Below are 16,478 nucleotides of genomic sequence, written 5' to 3'. Positions count from 1 at the left end.
TACAAATGGACCATACTGCAAATGCAATTTCGACTTACGCAAAGCTGTGGCCCAGACAAGCCACGATACCGCCTCAGAGAAGCTACTAAATTGGTTCCTAGAGGCTAATCAAGAGGCAATCAACAGAACATTTGCTGCTGCGGACTGCTTACGGTATCAACGATTAACGGCTCCCCACCCAACTCTATTTCTAAATACTGCAGTGAATATTGGCGCAAAAAACACATCTTTTTTTCTGGACTACCTATTAAACCTAACTAAGTCCTTTCCAAATTTCCCAATTCAAGCATTGCTATCACCTTGGTTGATAACTAGGGAGCGATGGATAAAAAACACAACGGATTTTTTTATAAAAAATGCTGATGCCACACATAATAATTGCCAACGCCAAGAATGTTGCGAAACGTTGGGATTCACCTTTCAGGAACTGAAATTTTCACTTCACACCAATGTAGAAACCACAAAATTAATAATTAGAAATCACCAGCTAGATAGAATTAATATCATCGATAGAACTTTTTATCGAAAAAAAGAATTGTGCAAATCCATTACATCAAGCCTTAGAGAAAGGTCCAGAGTCTTGATACCAGTAGAGTATACTAGAGCCGACTTTCAATGCCTCAACGATGTGAGAGAAAACTTTGGATTAAGTAGCATTCAGATAAAAAGCCTGATCGCTGCCAGGTATTTTTCCGAGAAAATTGTATATGGAAAAAGAAACAGCATATTCATTCCAACGGACAGCCTCGCACAATTTCATGAAAAATTTGTCACCATTGGCTTTTTAGCAAAGAAATTTTCCCTAGGAAGTATTGCTGTTCTTTCAATTCTAAATAAAAATGGTGTTGTTTCACCTCTAGAGCATACCGAACCCAATCTACGCTACATTTATTATCGCGAACAAATCGGAACAAAAATTCAAAATCTATTAAAATCTCGCTCACGCAAACTGCATACCTTGACACCCAATAGAAAGCATACAGCTTGGATGCTTGCAGTATTGGCATCCATAGAAAGAAAGACCATAATAGAAATAATAAAATCGAACATAATTCCTGACTTTAGTGAATTATACATTGAAAATATAAACTCTTTTTCCGACCCTAAAGCTGCGCTTCATCTTCTTAAAAAATGGCGTAACAAAAACTGCACCAACAGCGAACTGGCCGCACGATTAAACATCAACTGCAATATACTAACTAAACGGTTCGACCTTATAGCAACCACAAAACCTTTAATAATTGGTAAGCAAAAATTCTACAACGCGAAGACCACCAAAATAATCGAACAGCAACTTAACAGATTCCTACCAAAAAATAAGGCTTGGACATCGACAAATTTGACGCCCGAAGGTTTAAATAATTTGATTGATATAATGGCAATTTCTCCAATTGAGCCTGATCATCCGGCCTATTGTCCTGCAGTAAGGCTTTATGACGCAGTAGCAATACGCGCAAAATTCGAGCGTATTACCTAGCCACACATTTCGCTGACAGCAGCCCAAAACCCCACTACCCAGTACAATGGCTTCGGCTACATTGCAACTATGAGATCTAGTGACTATTCGACTACAAAATTCAGCTTATGATGATTTTTTGTTTCAGGGATATGATTTTTTCTCCTGGGTAACGCCTATAGTTCGGTAGGCTGTTTCAAGTTTTAATGATGTCCGATGTATGGCTTCACCCAACTCACCGCTACGGACAGTGCAGAGAGCGCTTTGCACCGGATGCTTGAGTCTCCGCACCCCTTCGACATTCTCCTGTGTGATCAATGTCTGCCTGACCTCACAGGCCTCGACTTGATCGAGTTCGCCAGCCGCCGGGGAATGATCAAGCAGGCGATACTCTTAAGTAGCCTGACACCCGGCGAACTAGACAAACTTAAAAAAACGGCCGAGGAGTACAATTTACCCTTGTTGGGCTACTTGATAAAACCCTTGAAACAATCAGACTTTAGAAACCTGTTGACCCGGGCTTCGCTATAAAAAGTCCACCACTAAAAACACACTTAGTACACAAGCAACCCAGTTAAAATAAACACCGTAATCACCCCACCACTCAATACAACACTTTTATTGATCCTCATTCAAAACCTAGTTGGACCGTAGTCCGATTCCTCTTCGAATGTAGGACTTTTCCTATATCACTGCTATCTGCCTGTCGGTTCATGGTAACCGCTCCATGAACCCCACATTCAAAGCCGCCAATTGATCCCGGATGCTGTGCTCCCGATTCCTTTCTGGAGCCCATCCGCCATGATGCGACCCGACGCAAAAGTCGAAAAAGTGTATCTGTACCCCAAGCCCGTCGACTTCCGAAAATCCATTGATGGCCTGGCTGCGCTGGTCGAGCTGGACATCAAGGTCGCCGTGTTTGACCCGGTGCTCTTCGTCTTCCTCAACAAACCGCGCAACCGCGTGAAGATTTTGTACTGGGAGCGCAACGGCTTCTGCCTTTGGCTCAAGCGCCTTGAATCTGAGCGATTCAAAACATCGCCCGATGCCACCGACGAGGCGATTGTCCTAACTGTTCAGGAACTCAACTGGATGCTCGACGGTTTCGACCTCTGGCGTAACCGTCCTCATCAGGTTTTGACGCCGCGATTCGTGGCCTGATTCGTTATAATCCAGGGCATGATTTCAATGCCCAAAGATCTTCCTGACGATCCTGCGCTGCTCAAGCAATTGCTAGAGCAAATGCTGCTTGAGCGCGAGTCTAACAAGGGCCGTATTGTTCATCTTGAAGAAGAAAACGCGCTGCTGCGTCAGCGCCTGTTCGGACGCAAGTCCGAACAAACAGCCGATCCGGCCACGCCGCAGTTAGCTCTTTTCAACGAAACTGAAAGCATCGCCGAACCCGTCGGCGAAGACGCTGAAGAAGAGGTCGTCGGTCCAGCCAGGCGTCGCGGTAAACGAAAGCCGCTGCCCGCCGACCTGCCACGTATCGAAGTCATCCACGAACTTCCCGAGGATGAACTGACTTGCGTTTGCGGCTGCCGCAAACACGCCATTGGCGAAGAAGTCAGCGAGCAGCTTGAAATCGTGCCGATGCAGATTCGCGTTATCAAACATGTGCGCAAAGTTTATGGCTGCCGCGATTGTGAGACGGCACCGGTCACTGCGGATAAGCCGGCTCAACTGATTGAAAAAAGCATGGCCAGCCCAAGTGTTCTGGCGATGCTGCTGACCACCAAGTACGTGGACGGTCTGCCGCTTCACCGTTTTGAAAAAGTACTAGGCCGCCACGGCATCGATATTCCGCGCCAGACCCTGGCTCGCTGGGTTATCCAGTGCGGCGAGCACTTCCAGCCGCTGCTGAATTTAATGCGCGATAGCCTGTTGGCCAGCCGTGTCATCCACTGCGATGAAACACGCGTACAGGTGTTGAAAGAGCCTGACCGAGAGCCGAGCAGTCAGTCCTGGATGTGGGTGCAAACCGGCGGCCCGCCAGACAAACCGGTGATCCTTTTCGACTACTCCACCAGCCGAGCGCAGGAGGTGCCGTCGCGCCTGCTCGAAGGTTATCGCGGCTACGTCATGACTGACGATTACGCGGGTTACAACGCGCTGGGAGCACAGGCCGGAGTTGAACGTTTAGGGTGTTGGGCTCACGCACGGCGTAAATTTGTCGAAGCGCAAAAAGTACAGCCCAAGGGCAAGACAGGACGGGCCGACATCGCATTGAAGTTGATCAGCAAACTATATGGCATCGAGATCGCCTACAAACGGAGTGGTGATGAGGCGCGGAAAAGAGGCCGCCAGGAGTTGAGCGCCAGCGTGCTGAGTCAACTGAAAGACTGGATGCTAAAGACGCTGCCGTACGTGACTACACAGAACGCATTGGGCAAAGCCGTCAGCTACTTGGCAAACAACTGGAACAAACTCGAGCGGTACGTCGAGGAAGGTTACTTGCCCATCGACAACAACGCCGCAGAACGTGCAATACGGCCGTTCGTTATCGGAAGAAAAAACTGGTTGTTTAGCGACACGCCAAAAGGGGCGACGGCTAGCGCTCAACTTTACAGCTTGGTCGAGACTGCTAAAGCCAACGGCCAAGAGCCCTATGCGTGGCTGCGCCACGCACTTGAGCGCCTGCCAATGGCGGCTTCGGTGGAAGATTACGAAGCCCTGCTACCTTGGAACTGCGCACCCCAATCTCATAGCTAACCGCACCGCCCACCTTTGACTAGGTGGGTTTTATGGAGCGCTTACGGTTCATGCGCCCCCTCAACTATCTGAGCTATGGTGCGCGCTTTATTGAGCTCGCATGGGATCTGATTATGAACTCCGTTTTTATTGTCGACGATCACCCCGTTATCCGTCTTGCCGTCCGAATGTTGCTCGAACATGAGGGTTATAAAGTTGTCGGCGAAACTGATAATGGGGTCGACGCCATGCAGATGGTTCGAGAATGCATGCCGGACCTGGTCATTCTCGACATCAGCATTCCCAAACTGGACGGACTGGAAGTTCTCTCCCGTTTCAACGCCATGTGTACCCCGTTAAAAACCCTGGTATTAACGGCTCAGTGCCCGACATTGTTCGGTATTCGCTGCATGCAGTCCGGCGCGTCGGGCTATGTATGCAAACAGGAAGACCTCAGTGAACTGGTGAGTGCAATCAAGGCAGTGCTTTCAGGCTACAACTATTTCCCCAGTCAGGCGTTGAATCCTGTCCGTAGCGATGACACGCGATACGCCGACCTGGAGCTCTTCAAGGCAGTCAACGACCGGGAGTTGATGGTATTGCAATTGTTTGCACAAGGCCGTACCAACAAGGAAATTGCCAAGGGCATGTTCCTCAGCAACAAGACAGTCAGCACCTATAAAAAGCGCTTGATGCAAAAACTCAAAGCCAAATCACTGGTTGAACTCATCGATATGGCAAAACGCAACACCTTAGTGTGAGAGCCCGGATGCCCAGTCGTATAAAGGATTATCTAATACTGATAACTGCAGGCTTATGCCTGAGCACTTCAGTGTCTGCGACAAACTCCGCCAGCGAGCATTACACCCTGCTCAGTCGCTCAATGATCGGTCACATGGAAGTCCAACTGGATAAATCACAACGGCAATGGCTCAACAACAAACGTGAACTGACGCTGGCCACTTCAGCCCCCGATTACCCGCCTTTCGACCTGACCAATAGCGGCAGCGACTATGAAGGTTTCACTGCCGATTACGCGGGCATCCTTGGCAAGGTCACCGGCCTGCCCGTCAAGGTTCAGCGCTACGCGTCCCGAGAAAACGCGATCGAAGCGCTGGAAAACGGTGAGGTCGATATGCTTGGCAGTGCCAATGGGTTTGAGGCACGCAGCGCCGACATTGTGCTTTCCACACCTTACGCCGCGGACCAACCGGTTCTGGTAACACGAGAAGGAGAAACCCGATCCCTGACCGATGGCCTGGCCGGGTTGCGGTTGAGCATGGTGTACCACTATTTGCCGATGGAAGAAGTCAAATCCCTGTATCCAAAGGCAATTATCTCAACCTTCCCGTCTTACCAGAATGCAATCAACGCTGTCGCGTTCGACCAGGCTGATGTCTTTCTCGGTGACACCATTTCAACCCATTACCTGATTAACAAGGGTTACCTGAACAACGTCCGGATGGCCAACTTCGGTAAACACGAAGTCCACGGATTCAGTTTTGCCGTGCACCAGAACAACCCGGAACTACTTGGGATCATCAACGCGATACTGAATGCCACTCCCACCAGCGAGCGAGAAAACATCGCCAAACGCTGGAGTGCAGGCAGTGACATCCTGCTCACCGATCACAAGCTGCAACTTACCGGTCGCGAAGAACGCTGGCTGGCGCAACATCCAGTGGTTCGCGTGGTGGTCAATGAGGCGTTTGCACCGCTGACGTTTTTCGACGATGAAGGCAACTTTCGAGGTGTTACCGCCGACCTGCTCGAATTGATCAGGTTGCGCACCGGCTTGCGATTCGAGATCCATCGCAGCCGAAGCGATGACGAGATGATCAAGCGAATCAGTCATCATCAGGCCGACTTGATTGCCGCTCTGCTGCCCAGCGCACAACGTGAAATGCTGCTGAACTTCAGCCGCCCCTACCTGGAAAACTCCTTTGTCCTGCTGACGCGCAAAGTGGCCGACACCCCGACCGACCTCACGCAGTTTTCGGGCAAGCGCCTGACGATTGCCCAAGGTAATCCGATGGTGGATTACCTGCGTCGCGAGTTCCCGCACGTCAATCTGATCGAAACCCCGGACACCTTCAGTGCCGTGCAGTCAGTTGCAGAGGGTCAGGCTGAAGGCGCCGTAAATTCGCTGGTGATCGCCAACTACTTCATCTCATCCAGAATCTTCGAGCAGCCCCTTCAGATCAGCTCCACCCTTGGCACGCAGCAGGCTGCGTTCTCTCTGGCAACAGGGCGTGATGCCAAAGAACTGAGCGCCATCCTCGACAAGGCATTGCTGAGCATTACCCCGCAGGAGCTGGGCATTATCAACAGCCGCTGGCGGGGATACTCGTCGACTACGCAAAACACCTGGCGCAGCTATCACCGGGTGTTCTATCAGGTGGTGATCGGTGTGGGTGTGCTACTGCTGATTTCTGTTGCCTGGAACGCTTACATGCGTCGTCAGATAAAACAGCGTCAGGCGGCCGAGCTCGCGCTTAATGATCAACTTGAGTTCATGAGATCACTGGTCAATGGCACGCCTCATCCAATCTACGTACGTGATCGGCAGGGATTGCTGCAAAGCTGCAACGACAGTTACCTGGAAGCCTTTAATACAAAATACGAAGACGTCATCGGCAAAAGTGTCATGCAGGGCAACATGAGCAACGCCTTCGAAGCTCAGGAGTATCAGGCTGACTATCAGCGCGTCGTGAGTGAAGGTACACCGTTGATTCTCGACCGCACCCTGCAAATCGGCAGTCGCAAGCTGACGATTTATCACTGGGTTCTACCTTACCGGGACTCGAGCGGTGAAGTGCAGGGCATCATTGGCGGCTGGATCGACATCAGCGAGCGGCGACAACTGTTCGATGATCTTCGAGCGGCCAAGGAACGCGCCGATGACGCGAACAGAGCCAAAAGCACTTTTCTGGCGACCATGAGCCATGAGATCCGCACCCCGATGAATGCAATCATCGGCATGCTGGAACTGACCCTCAAACGTATCGAGCCGGCTCATCCGGACCGCCCCGCCATTGACGTCGCGTACAACTCGGCGAAAGACCTGCTGGAACTGATCGGGGACATTCTCGATATTGCGCGCATCGAATCCGGGCATCTGAGCTTGAACCCGGAGCGCGTCAACCTGGGTGAAACGGTGGCATCGGTGGTCAGAATCTTCGACGGGCTCGCACGGCAAAAAAACTTGCGTCTGTTGCTGGACTTCAGTCCTGCACTTCCGCCAACCGATGTCCTGTTAGACCCGATGCGCTTCAAGCAGGTGCTGTCCAATCTGGTCAGCAACGCCATCAAGTTTACCGAACAGGGTCAGGTCCTGATTGTGGTTGAGTTACAGGCTACTGACGAGCCCGAGCGAGTCTTGCTGAGCGTTCAGGTCAAGGACAGCGGAACGGGGATCAGCGAGGAGGATCAACAGCGTTTGTTCGAGCCATTCGCTCAGGCGCCCCATAGCGCGCAGTCGTCCCGAGGGGGCGCTGGGCTGGGTCTGGTGATCAGTCGCACGCTCTGCGAGATGATGGGCGGCAGCCTGCAATTGCGTAGCCAGTCCGGTGCAGGCACTCAAGTCGAAATATCGTTGCATCTGGCGACATTGCCGCCAGAACTGATGCCGAAAACCACCGAAGCGCCTATTCAGCCTGCCTCAACCCCGTTGAACGTCCTGGTGGTCGACGATCATCCGGCCAATCGCTTGCTCATGTGTCAGCAACTGGAGTTTTTGGGGCATCGCTATAGCGCAGCAGCAGAGGGCGAGGCCGGATTCGCGGTATGGAAGCACGGACTGTTCGATCTGGTCATTGTTGATTGCAACATGCCGATCATGAACGGCTACGAACTGGCCCGGCTAATTCGTCAATACGAACAGCAACAGCCGCGCGCGGTCTGCACCCTGTTGGGTTTTACCGCCAATGCACAGCCGGAAGAAATACAACGCTGCAAACAGGCCGGGATGGACGACTGCCTGTTCAAACCCCTCAGCTTGACGGCCTTGAGGCAGTGGATTGAACGCATCAAGCCGATCGCCCGCGACCCGGCGTTCAGCATCGAAGGGCTGCAACTGCTGACCGGCGGTAATCCGAAGCTGGATCACCGCTTGTTGTCCGAACTGCTGAACAGCAATCGTCTGGACCGTGAACAATTGCGGGCGCTGTCCCAATGCAAAGACCGCCAGTCTTTCCTCGACTTCGCTCACAAAATCAAGGGGGCGGCCCGAATCGTCCACGCGTGTCGATTGATCGACAGCTGTGAAGCGCTCGAGATCGCCTGCCATGAAGTGTTCCACCCCGAAACCGTAGCCAATTGCACTAAAGCCATCGAGCGCGCCATGCTCGAACTGGAGCAAGCCTTGCAACAACAAATAGGGCATAACGGCAAAAGCAGAACGATGGAGCATTAACTATGCTTGAGCATTGAGCAGTGTGTTTACCCTCATGGAGAGACCCGTAATGCCAAGCTCACTGCGCTCCGACCAACGCCGATTTCCGTTACACGTCCATATCAGCGTGATGTTTACCTTCCTGCTGCTACTAACGGGCGTGGTGTTGGGCATTTTCAATTACCGGCAAACCACGCAGATCATCCTGTCCAGCAGCGAAAAACTCTTCAACCGGATCGAGCAGGATGTCCGGCTGGATCTGCAAGCCACCTATGTACCGATCCGCCACCTGCTGAGCTTGCTAGTGGACAACCCGGCGACCGAAGCGTCGGCGCTGGAGCAACGGCTCGCGCTGCTGAAACCCTTTAGCCAGTCGCTCAAAGACAATCCCAACCTGGCCTCGCTGTATCTGGGTTACAGCAATGGCGATTTTTTCATGGTGCGTCCCCTGCGCATCCCGGCCGTGAAAGCACTCACCAAAGCCCCGGACACGGCGGCCTATCAAGTCTGGAGCATCGAACACCCGGACGGCGGTGGAAAGGTGCGGTCCCAGTCTTTGTTCTTTGATCAGAACCTGGCCCTCATCGACCGCCAGGATACCCCCGACGAAACCTTCGATCCGCGCACACGCGCCTGGTTTAGCAGCGCTCGCAGCGATGAAGACCAGATCACCACCGAACCCTATGTATTTTTCTCCACTCACGATGTTGGCACCACCCTGGCCCGGCGCAGCGGTGCGAACGCAGTGATGGGCGCCGACCTCACCCTCGCCGAACTGTCGGCAACGCTGGCCAAACATGTGGTGACCCCGCACACAGAAATCGTGCTGTTCGATGGCGAGGGCAATGCCGTTGCCTATCCCGACAGCAACAGGCTGATCGTTGACGACCAGACCGTACGCTTGATCAAGGCAGCCGATTTGAATCCGGCACTCGGTGCCCTGCTCGCCCGTCCGCCCGAAGGTAATCGCCTGGACGCCGCGGGTCGCCAATGGATTGTGGCCCGCAGCAGCATGAAGGAAGGCGGGCCTGAAGGATTGCAGTTGGCGCTGTTGGTGCCGGAAGATGAATTGCTCTTCGATGCCTATCGCATGCGCTGGCAAGGCGCAGTGATCACTCTGGCAACGTTGCTGCTGTGCCTGCCGCTGGGATGGCTCACCTCCAGAGTTCTGGTCAAACCCCTGCGCGCACTGGTGCAGGAAGCCGATGCGATCCGCAGTTTCAATTTCAACTTTCCTGTCAGCCGACGCTCACCCGTGCTGGAAGTCGACCAACTGAGCGTGTCGATGGCGCGCATGAAGGACACCCTGGCGAGCTTTTTCCGGATCACTGACAGCCTGAGTGCCGAGACCCGTTTCGCACCGTTACTGCAACGGGTGTTGTTCGAAACCGTGAAAATCGGGCAGGCCCAGGCGGGTCTGATTTACCTGCGCGAACAGGATAGCGACCGCATGGAGCCTCACGGCCTGGTTATCAACGAGACCGCCCAGGCATTACCTGCATTCGGGATTCACGGCCACGAACTCAAGAACCCGCAGAGCCCTCAGTGGATGCAGCAGTTGTCGAACGCCGACAATGTCGTCACCAGTCTGAGCTTCGAAAATGCCGCCGACCTGCAAAAGGTGATGCTTGCGCTGGAAAGCCCACGGGTTCATTTGATCGGCATCCGGTTACACAACCGGCATAACGAAACCGTCGGCCTGCTAATCCTATTGCTGGCCGACAGCGGCACACAAAACGACCTGGAAAAGCTTCGCCCGGACCGCATTGCGTTTCTCCAGGCGGTGTCCGGTGCGGCGGCGGTGAGTATTGAAAGCCAGCGCCTGCAAGCCAGACAGAAACAGTTGCTGGACTCTTTCATACAACTGCTGGCTGGAGCGATCGATGCCAAAAGTCCTTACACCGGCGGGCATTGTCAGCGGGTGCCGGCGTTGACGCTGATGCTCGCGCAGGCTGCTGCCGCCAGTCAGGAGCCTGCCTTCAGCGGCTATCAGCCTACGGAAGATGAGTGGGAAGCCCTGCACATCGCGGCGTGGCTGCACGACTGCGGCAAGGTCACCACCCCTGAATACGTGGTCGACAAAGCCACCAAACTTGAAACCCTGAACGACCGCCTCCACGAAATCCGCATGCGTTTCGAAGTGCTCAAGCGCGATGCCTGGATCAATTATTGGCAGGCCATTGCCCAAGGGGGTGACGAGCCTCACCAGGCCGAATTGCGCAATGTCCTTCTGGCGGAACTGGACGATGATTTCGCGTTCATCGCCCACTGCAATCTGGGCGGCGAGGCCATGGCCGAAGCCGACCTGCAACGCTTGCGCGGCATTGCTCAACGTACCTGGACCCGAACCCTGGATGATCGGCTCGGCGTTTCATGGGAAGAGAACCGCCGCCAGGAACGAACGCCGGCGCCGACGCTGCCCGTCAGCGAGCCGTTGCTCGCGGACAAACCCGAGCACCTGTTCGAACGTGCCGAAAGCGAACTGATCCCCGCTCACAATCCGTGGGGTTTCAAGCTCGATGTACCGCATTACAAGTACAACCGGGGCGAACTCTACAACCTGAGCATTACCCGAGGCACGCTGACTCGCGAAGAGCGTTACATCATCAATCACCACATGGTGCAGACGATCCTGATGCTCAGCCGCCTGCCCTTTCCCGAGCACCTCAACAACGTCGCGGAAATCGCCGGTGGCCATCACGAGAAAATGGACGGCACCGGTTACCCCAAACGGTTGAAGCGCGAAGAAATGAGCCTGCCGGCGCGCATGATGGCGATTGCCGATATTTTCGAAGCGCTGACCGCCGCCGATCGTCCCTACAAGAAAGCCAAAACCTTGAGCGAGGCCTTGGGCATCATGGCCAACATGTGCCGTGACGCCCACATCGACCCGGAGTTGTTCGGGCTGTTCATCAACGCACACATTTATTTGCAGTACGCAGAACGATTCCTCGATCCTCAGCAGATTGACGCTGTTGACCGGTCAAGCCTGCTGGTCAAGGCAGGCTTGAGTGCATGATCAGCAATCGGTGAGGCGCAGGAAAATCGCTGCCAGCCGCTCGATACCGGCCTGATCTTCAGCGGTAAAACGCGCCAGTTTCGGGCTATCGAGGTCCAGCACCCCGATCAGTCGACCATCCTTGACCAACGGAACAACCAGTTCGCTGTTCGATGCGCTGTCGCACGCGATATGCCCGGGAAATGCGTGCACGTCTTCAACCAATTGAGTCTGCAAGGTCGACGCAGACGTCCCGCACACGCCGCGACCAAATGGAATCCGCACGCAGGCGATTTGCCCCTGGAAAGGACCGAGCACCAGTTCTTCGTTACGATTGAGGTAGAAACCGGCCCAGTTCAGGTCATCGAGCTGGTTGAACAGGAATGCCGAGAACTGTGCAGCATTGGCGATAAAATCACGCTCATCCGCCAGCAACGATTCCAGCTGCGCCCACAACATGCCGTAACCATCCAGGCCTTGGCCGCTCTTCTGTAAATCAATCATGCTTTGTGCTCCAACAGCTTGAGCCCGACCCAGTAGCGGGCAAATTGATAGGCGCAACGGCCATTGCGATTGCCTCGGCCCGTGGCCCAACGTACCGCGAGGATGTCCAACTCTTCGTTACGCTGCCACTCAAGCCCGGCTTTATCGGCCAGTTGACCGATCCAGTGTTCGACAACATTGAGGAAATGTTCCTGAGTAAACGGATAAAACGACAGCCACAAGCCGAAGCGGTCCGACAACGCGATCTTGTCTTCCACCGCCTCGCTGGGGTGCAGTTCGCCGTCGACCCTTTTCCAGTTTTCGTTATCGCTTTCCTTTTCCGGCACCAGGTGACGACGGTTGGAGGTGGCGTAAAGCAGAACGTTATCCGGTGCCTGTTCAAGGGAGCCATCGAGCACGCTCTTGAGTACGCGATAATCGCCCTCGCCCGACTCGAACGACAGGTCATCGCAGAACAACACGAAGCGCTGCGCCAACTTGCCGATTTGCTCGACCACTCGCGGCAGGTCTGCCAGGTGATCGCGCTCGATCTCAATCAGGCGCAAACCGGCGTGGGCATGTTCGGCGAGCAAGGCACGCACCAGCGACGATTTACCGGTACCGCGCGAGCCCCAGAGCAAAGCGTGGTTGGCCGGCATGCCGTCGATGAACTGTTGGGTATTTCGCCCCAACTGTTCCAGTTGCCGGTCGACACCGATCAGGTCGGACAGACGCGTGTCGAGGCTAACGTGCAGGGGCAACAGAAACCCGCTGCGCCCCTCGCGCTGCCAGCGCGCGGCCAGGCATTGGTTCCAGTCGATGGTTTGTCGAGGTGCGGGCAGCAGCGGCTCGATACGGGCCAAAACAGCATCGGCGCGTTCAAGAAAAGCATTCAGTCGAGCGTCCACGTCTTCTCCTCGGGCACGTTCACAGTGATGATGGCGATACAGCGACGAATACACAGCGTTCGGTGCCCGGCTCAACCCTTGCTCAAGGGTTCGCGAGAACATCGGTATCCCTGCATGATCGACTATGCTTGAGCAGCGAAAGAAAACGGAAGTGGTTCAACACCCCATGGATATCAAATTCACCCACCGGTTGTCATACAAGCAAGCCAAGCTTACTGTGCTGGTCGGTTTCATTCTGGGCACGCTGCTCAGCCTGCTGCAAATAGGCATCGATTATGCCAGCGAAGACGCCTCCATCAACCGCGAAATACGGTCTTTGCTGGAAATCAGCCATAATCCCGCCTCGCGCATCGCCTACAACATCGACGCCGAACTCGCCCAGGAACTGACCCTGGGCCTGCTGCGCTCACCGGCGATCATCAGCGCGGAACTGACCGATAACCGTAATACCGTGCTGGCCAGCGTCAAGCGTCCAGGTACGCAAAGCGATTATCGGGTGATCAGCGACTTCCTGTTCGGCGCCCATCGGCACTTCGAAGACCGCCTCTTTCTCGATCACCTGCCAAACGAATCCCTCGGGACCTTGCAACTGGAAGTCGATACCTACGCCTACGGTAGCCGCTTCCTGCGCCGGGCCGAAGTGACCCTGCTCAACGGCTTCGCTCGAAGCCTGATCCTGACAGGCATTCTGCTCGCGCTGTTCTACGTGATGCTGACCAAACCCTTGGTGCGGGTCATTCGCGAACTCAGTGGCCGCGATCCGCGTAGCGTGGAGCCGACCCGGGTGGAATGCCCGCCGGGGCATGAAAACGATGAAATCGGCGTGCTGGTCAAAGCCGCCAACGAACAATTCGAAAACACCGCCACCGAAATCCATCAACGACGCAACGCCGAGAACCGCCTGACCGACTATCTCAGTCAACTGGAAAGCATCGTCTCGACGCGTACCGCTGAGCTCAAGGCAGCCAATGCCAGGCTCAGCCAATCCAATCGGGAGCTGGAAATCGCACGCACCACCGCCATCGATATGGCCGAAGCTCGCTCGGTGTTTGTGGCCAACATGAGCCATGAAATACGCACGCCCCTCAACGGCCTGTTAGGGATGATCGCGCTGTCGCTGGACGGCCCGCTCACTGCCGAGCAGCAGCAACAACTGTCGATCGCTCATGACTCTGGCAAAGTGCTGGTGGAGCTGCTCAACGATATTCTCGACCTGTCGAAATTCGATGCCGGTCAGCTTGAACTCGAGCACATTCCCTTCGACCTTGGCTCGTTGGTCGAAGACACCGCCAACCTGTTGTCCCAGAATGCGGCGCCGAGCGTGGAGCTGACGTGCCTGATCGATCCGCAGTTTCCGGCGCTGGTGCTGGGGGACCCGACCCGAGTGCGGCAGATCGTCAGTAATCTGTTGTCCAATGCGCTCAAATTCACCCGCTTCGGTCGGGTCGACTTACGTCTGTCTACGTTCGCAGAGGGCGTCAGAATCGAGGTCTGCGATACCGGTATCGGGATCGCCCAGGATGCCCAGGTCAAGATTTTCCAGCCGTTTACCCAGGCCGGTGCCGGTATTACCCGGCAGTTTGGCGGTACGGGGCTGGGCCTGGCCCTCACCTATAACCTCTGCGAAGCCATGCAGGGACGTCTGACGATCAGCTCGGAAGCCGGTTTCGGCAGCCAGTTCTGCGCCGACCTGCCTCTGCCCGCCCACACCCGCGCCATGTCACCGGCACCGCTGTCCGGCAACGTCGTTGCGATTACCGCCGCCAGTAGCGGGCTTGCAGAACTGCTGAAAACCCTGTTACCCGCGTGGGGACTCGACTATCAACAGCGCTCCATGGATGACTCGTTGATGGGCCTTGAGCCTGATGTCTTGATTACCGACTGCCCCGAATGCCTGTTTGGTCTGCGCCCCACCCTCGCCGCACCGATTCTGTTGGTAACCGCTTATGGCAACTTCATGCCCAGCGAACAGGTGAGCGCCCTCGCGCCCTTGCAGCAACAGGCACGACCGCTGGCGCGCAATGCGCTATACCAGAACTTGCGGCGAGTCTTGCAGCCGGAAACCACAATGATCAACGGAGCGCGGGTCGAAGTCGTGACTCACCAGCGGCGTGGCCGCGTATTGCTGGTTGAGGACAACCCGGTCAATCAAATGGTGGCCAAGGGCATGCTGGGAAAACTCGGCTGTGAGGTCATCGTCGCCGCCCATGGTGCCGAAGCGCTGGATCAGCTTGAGCACAGTGACTTCGATCTGGTGTTGATGGACTGCAACATGCCGGTAATGGACGGCTACGAAGCGAGTCGGCAAATTCGTCGCAGCGGGCGCTGGCCGCAGCTACCCATCGTCGCGCTGACCGCCAACGCGATGTCCGAGGAACGCGAACGCTGCCGCGCGGCGGGTATGAACGACTACCTGGTCAAGCCCTTGCGCCGTGAAGAACTGGCCGCCCTGCTTGACGTGTGGATTGCGACTAAGACAGCGCTTTGATCTGCCCTAACAAATGATCAAGGCCATCGCGCAGATCATTCAGACGATCCAGATCCACCCCGCTGTCGCACAACAGCCGAGTCTTGAGCGGGCCGACCTGATCACGCAACGCCTTACCGGACGGAGACAGGCTAAGGTGCACTTCACGCTCATCGCGAGCCGAACGCTGACGCTGCACCAGCTGCAATTGCTCAAGTCGCTTGAGCAATGGCGTCAAGGTGCCGGAATCCAGCGCCAGGCGTTCGCCCAACGCCTTGACCGTTGGCTGCTCGGGGGCCGCCTCCTGCCACTCCCACAACACCAGCATGGCCAGGTATTGCGGGTAGGTCAGGCCGAGTTGTTCGAGCATCGGTTTGTAGGCACGAATCACCGCCCGGGAAGCGGCGTACAGCTTGAAGCAGAGCTGACTGTCGAGCTTCAGGGAATCGACGGACATGGTGTTCATTTGAGCAGGGCTTCGATCTCGCGGCTCAGGTCCTGTGGCTTGGTCGCCGGGGCGAAGCGCTTGACCAACTGACCGTCCTTGCCAATCAGGAACTTGGTGAAGTTCCATTTGATGCCCTGCGAACCCAGTACACCCGGTGCGCGTTTTTTCAACTGAACGAACAGTGGATGGGCGTCGGCACCGTTGACTTCGATCTTTTTGAACAGCGGGAAGCTGACACCGAAGTTCAATTCGCAGAACTCGGAAATGGCGCCTTCGTTGCCGGGTTCCTGTTTGCCGAACTGATTGCACGGAAAGCCGAGGACCACCAGCCCTTGGTCCTTGTAGGTTTGCCACAACTCTTCCAGACCTTTGTATTGCGGGGTGAAGCCGCACTTGCTCGCGGTATTGACCACCAGCACGGCTTTGCCGGCGAAATCAGCCAGGGTCTTTTGTTCACCCTTTATGGTGGTGCACGGAATGCTCAGCAGGTTGTCGCTCATGGCTTGGACTCTTAGGAAAAGGAGACAGGCCAAACATAGCGAGCAATTGAATTGCGTGCAATTTAATAAATCAATCTGACTGATTGGGGGGCACGACAATCCCTGTAGCACGGCTTGCCGGCGATGGCGTCCTT

At 55.1% G+C, this 16,478-nt stretch carries 11 protein-coding genes and 1 pseudogene; 8 read left to right on the top strand and 4 right to left on the bottom strand.

The features are described from left to right. The first annotated feature begins 46 nt into the window (after positions 1-46). The 7 genes and pseudogenes from ACA048_RS08800 to ACA048_RS08770 all read left to right on the top strand — a co-directional run bounded on the left by ACA048_RS08800 (position 47) and on the right by ACA048_RS08770 (position 11,559). Positions 47-1,477, top strand: a complete 1,431-nt coding sequence (locus ACA048_RS08800) for a hypothetical protein (RefSeq protein ID WP_497629956.1) — start codon at positions 47-49, stop codon at positions 1,475-1,477. 198 nt (positions 1,478-1,675) lie between these two features. Continuing rightward, positions 1,676-1,987, top strand: a pseudogene (locus tag ACA048_RS08795) (response regulator); the annotation flags it as partial. A gap of 270 nt (positions 1,988-2,257) precedes the next feature. Continuing rightward, positions 2,258-2,617: an IS66 family insertion sequence element accessory protein TnpB gene (tnpB, locus tag ACA048_RS08790; protein WP_024647222.1), complete on the top strand. Its 360-nt coding sequence runs from the start codon at positions 2,258-2,260 to the stop codon at positions 2,615-2,617. Between the two features lie 18 nt (positions 2,618-2,635). Then, the gene (gene tnpC, locus ACA048_RS08785) at positions 2,636-4,168 is read left to right on the top strand and encodes an IS66 family transposase (protein WP_497370897.1); all 1,533 of its coding nucleotides are present in this window, start codon (positions 2,636-2,638) and stop codon (positions 4,166-4,168) included. 113 nt (positions 4,169-4,281) lie between these two features. Next, the gene (locus ACA048_RS08780) at positions 4,282-4,908 is read left to right on the top strand and encodes a response regulator (protein ID WP_497629829.1); all 627 of its coding nucleotides are present in this window, start codon (positions 4,282-4,284) and stop codon (positions 4,906-4,908) included. An 8-nt stretch (positions 4,909-4,916) separates the two neighbouring features. After that, complete coding sequence (locus ACA048_RS08775; protein ID WP_497628779.1) at positions 4,917-8,561, top strand: transporter substrate-binding domain-containing protein; 3,645 nt, start codon at positions 4,917-4,919, stop codon at positions 8,559-8,561. Positions 8,562-8,610: 49 nt separating this feature from the next. Continuing rightward, complete coding sequence (locus ACA048_RS08770) at positions 8,611-11,559, top strand: HD domain-containing phosphohydrolase (RefSeq protein WP_497628778.1); 2,949 nt, start codon at positions 8,611-8,613, stop codon at positions 11,557-11,559. Here the strand turns inward: ACA048_RS08770 and ACA048_RS08765 are convergent, their stop codons facing one another. Together ACA048_RS08765 and ACA048_RS08760 are read right to left on the bottom strand one after the other, a co-directional pair. After that, complete coding sequence (locus ACA048_RS08765) at positions 11,560-12,042, bottom strand: GAF domain-containing protein (protein WP_497628777.1); 483 nt, start codon at positions 12,040-12,042, stop codon at positions 11,560-11,562. After that, positions 12,039-12,929 (bottom strand): ATP-binding protein, encoded by an 891-nt coding sequence (locus ACA048_RS08760; RefSeq protein ID WP_497629828.1) that lies wholly within the window; start codon positions 12,927-12,929, stop codon positions 12,039-12,041. Before ACA048_RS08760 ends, ACA048_RS08765 begins: the two co-directional genes overlap by 4 nt. Before the next feature lie 166 nt (positions 12,930-13,095). Between ACA048_RS08760 and ACA048_RS08755 the strand changes: the two genes are divergently transcribed. Next, positions 13,096-15,417 (top strand): hybrid sensor histidine kinase/response regulator, encoded by a 2,322-nt coding sequence (locus tag ACA048_RS08755; RefSeq protein WP_497628776.1) that lies wholly within the window; start codon positions 13,096-13,098, stop codon positions 15,415-15,417. Here the strand turns inward: ACA048_RS08755 and ACA048_RS08750 are convergent. Together ACA048_RS08750 and ACA048_RS08745 are read right to left on the bottom strand one after the other, a co-directional pair. After that, on the bottom strand, positions 15,401-15,862 hold the full coding sequence (locus ACA048_RS08750; protein ID WP_497628775.1) for a MarR family winged helix-turn-helix transcriptional regulator: 462 nt from the start codon (positions 15,860-15,862) through the stop codon (positions 15,401-15,403). The two genes, ACA048_RS08755 and ACA048_RS08750, sit on opposite strands and share 17 nt — an antisense overlap. Next, positions 15,859-16,344, bottom strand: coding sequence for a glutathione peroxidase (locus tag ACA048_RS08745; RefSeq protein ID WP_431761485.1), 486 nt, complete (start codon positions 16,342-16,344; stop codon positions 15,859-15,861). The genes ACA048_RS08750 and ACA048_RS08745 overlap by 4 nt, the downstream gene beginning before the upstream one ends. Between the last annotated feature and the right edge of the window lie 134 nt (positions 16,345-16,478).

This window comes from Pseudomonas sp. LBUM1659 (assembly GCF_059716045.1).
This window is presented reverse-complemented; position numbering and strand designations above follow the sequence as displayed.

Coding starts and splice junctions, on each gene's coding strand:
- ACA048_RS08750 (WP_497628775.1), bottom strand. CDS start 15,862: ATGAACACCATGTCCGTCGATTCCCTGAAGCTCGACAGTCAGCTCTGC.
- ACA048_RS08775 (WP_497628779.1), top strand. CDS start 4,917: ATGCCCAGTCGTATAAAGGATTATCTAATACTGATAACTGCAGGCTTA.
- ACA048_RS08745 (WP_431761485.1), bottom strand. CDS start 16,344: ATGAGCGACAACCTGCTGAGCATTCCGTGCACCACCATAAAGGGTGAA.
- ACA048_RS08770 (WP_497628778.1), top strand. CDS start 8,611: ATGCCAAGCTCACTGCGCTCCGACCAACGCCGATTTCCGTTACACGTC.
- tnpB (WP_024647222.1), top strand. CDS start 2,258: ATGATGCGACCCGACGCAAAAGTCGAAAAAGTGTATCTGTACCCCAAG.
- tnpC (WP_497370897.1), top strand. CDS start 2,636: ATGATTTCAATGCCCAAAGATCTTCCTGACGATCCTGCGCTGCTCAAG.
- ACA048_RS08765 (WP_497628777.1), bottom strand. CDS start 12,042: ATGATTGATTTACAGAAGAGCGGCCAAGGCCTGGATGGTTACGGCATG.
- ACA048_RS08780 (WP_497629829.1), top strand. CDS start 4,282: ATGAACTCCGTTTTTATTGTCGACGATCACCCCGTTATCCGTCTTGCC.
- ACA048_RS08755 (WP_497628776.1), top strand. CDS start 13,096: ATGGATATCAAATTCACCCACCGGTTGTCATACAAGCAAGCCAAGCTT.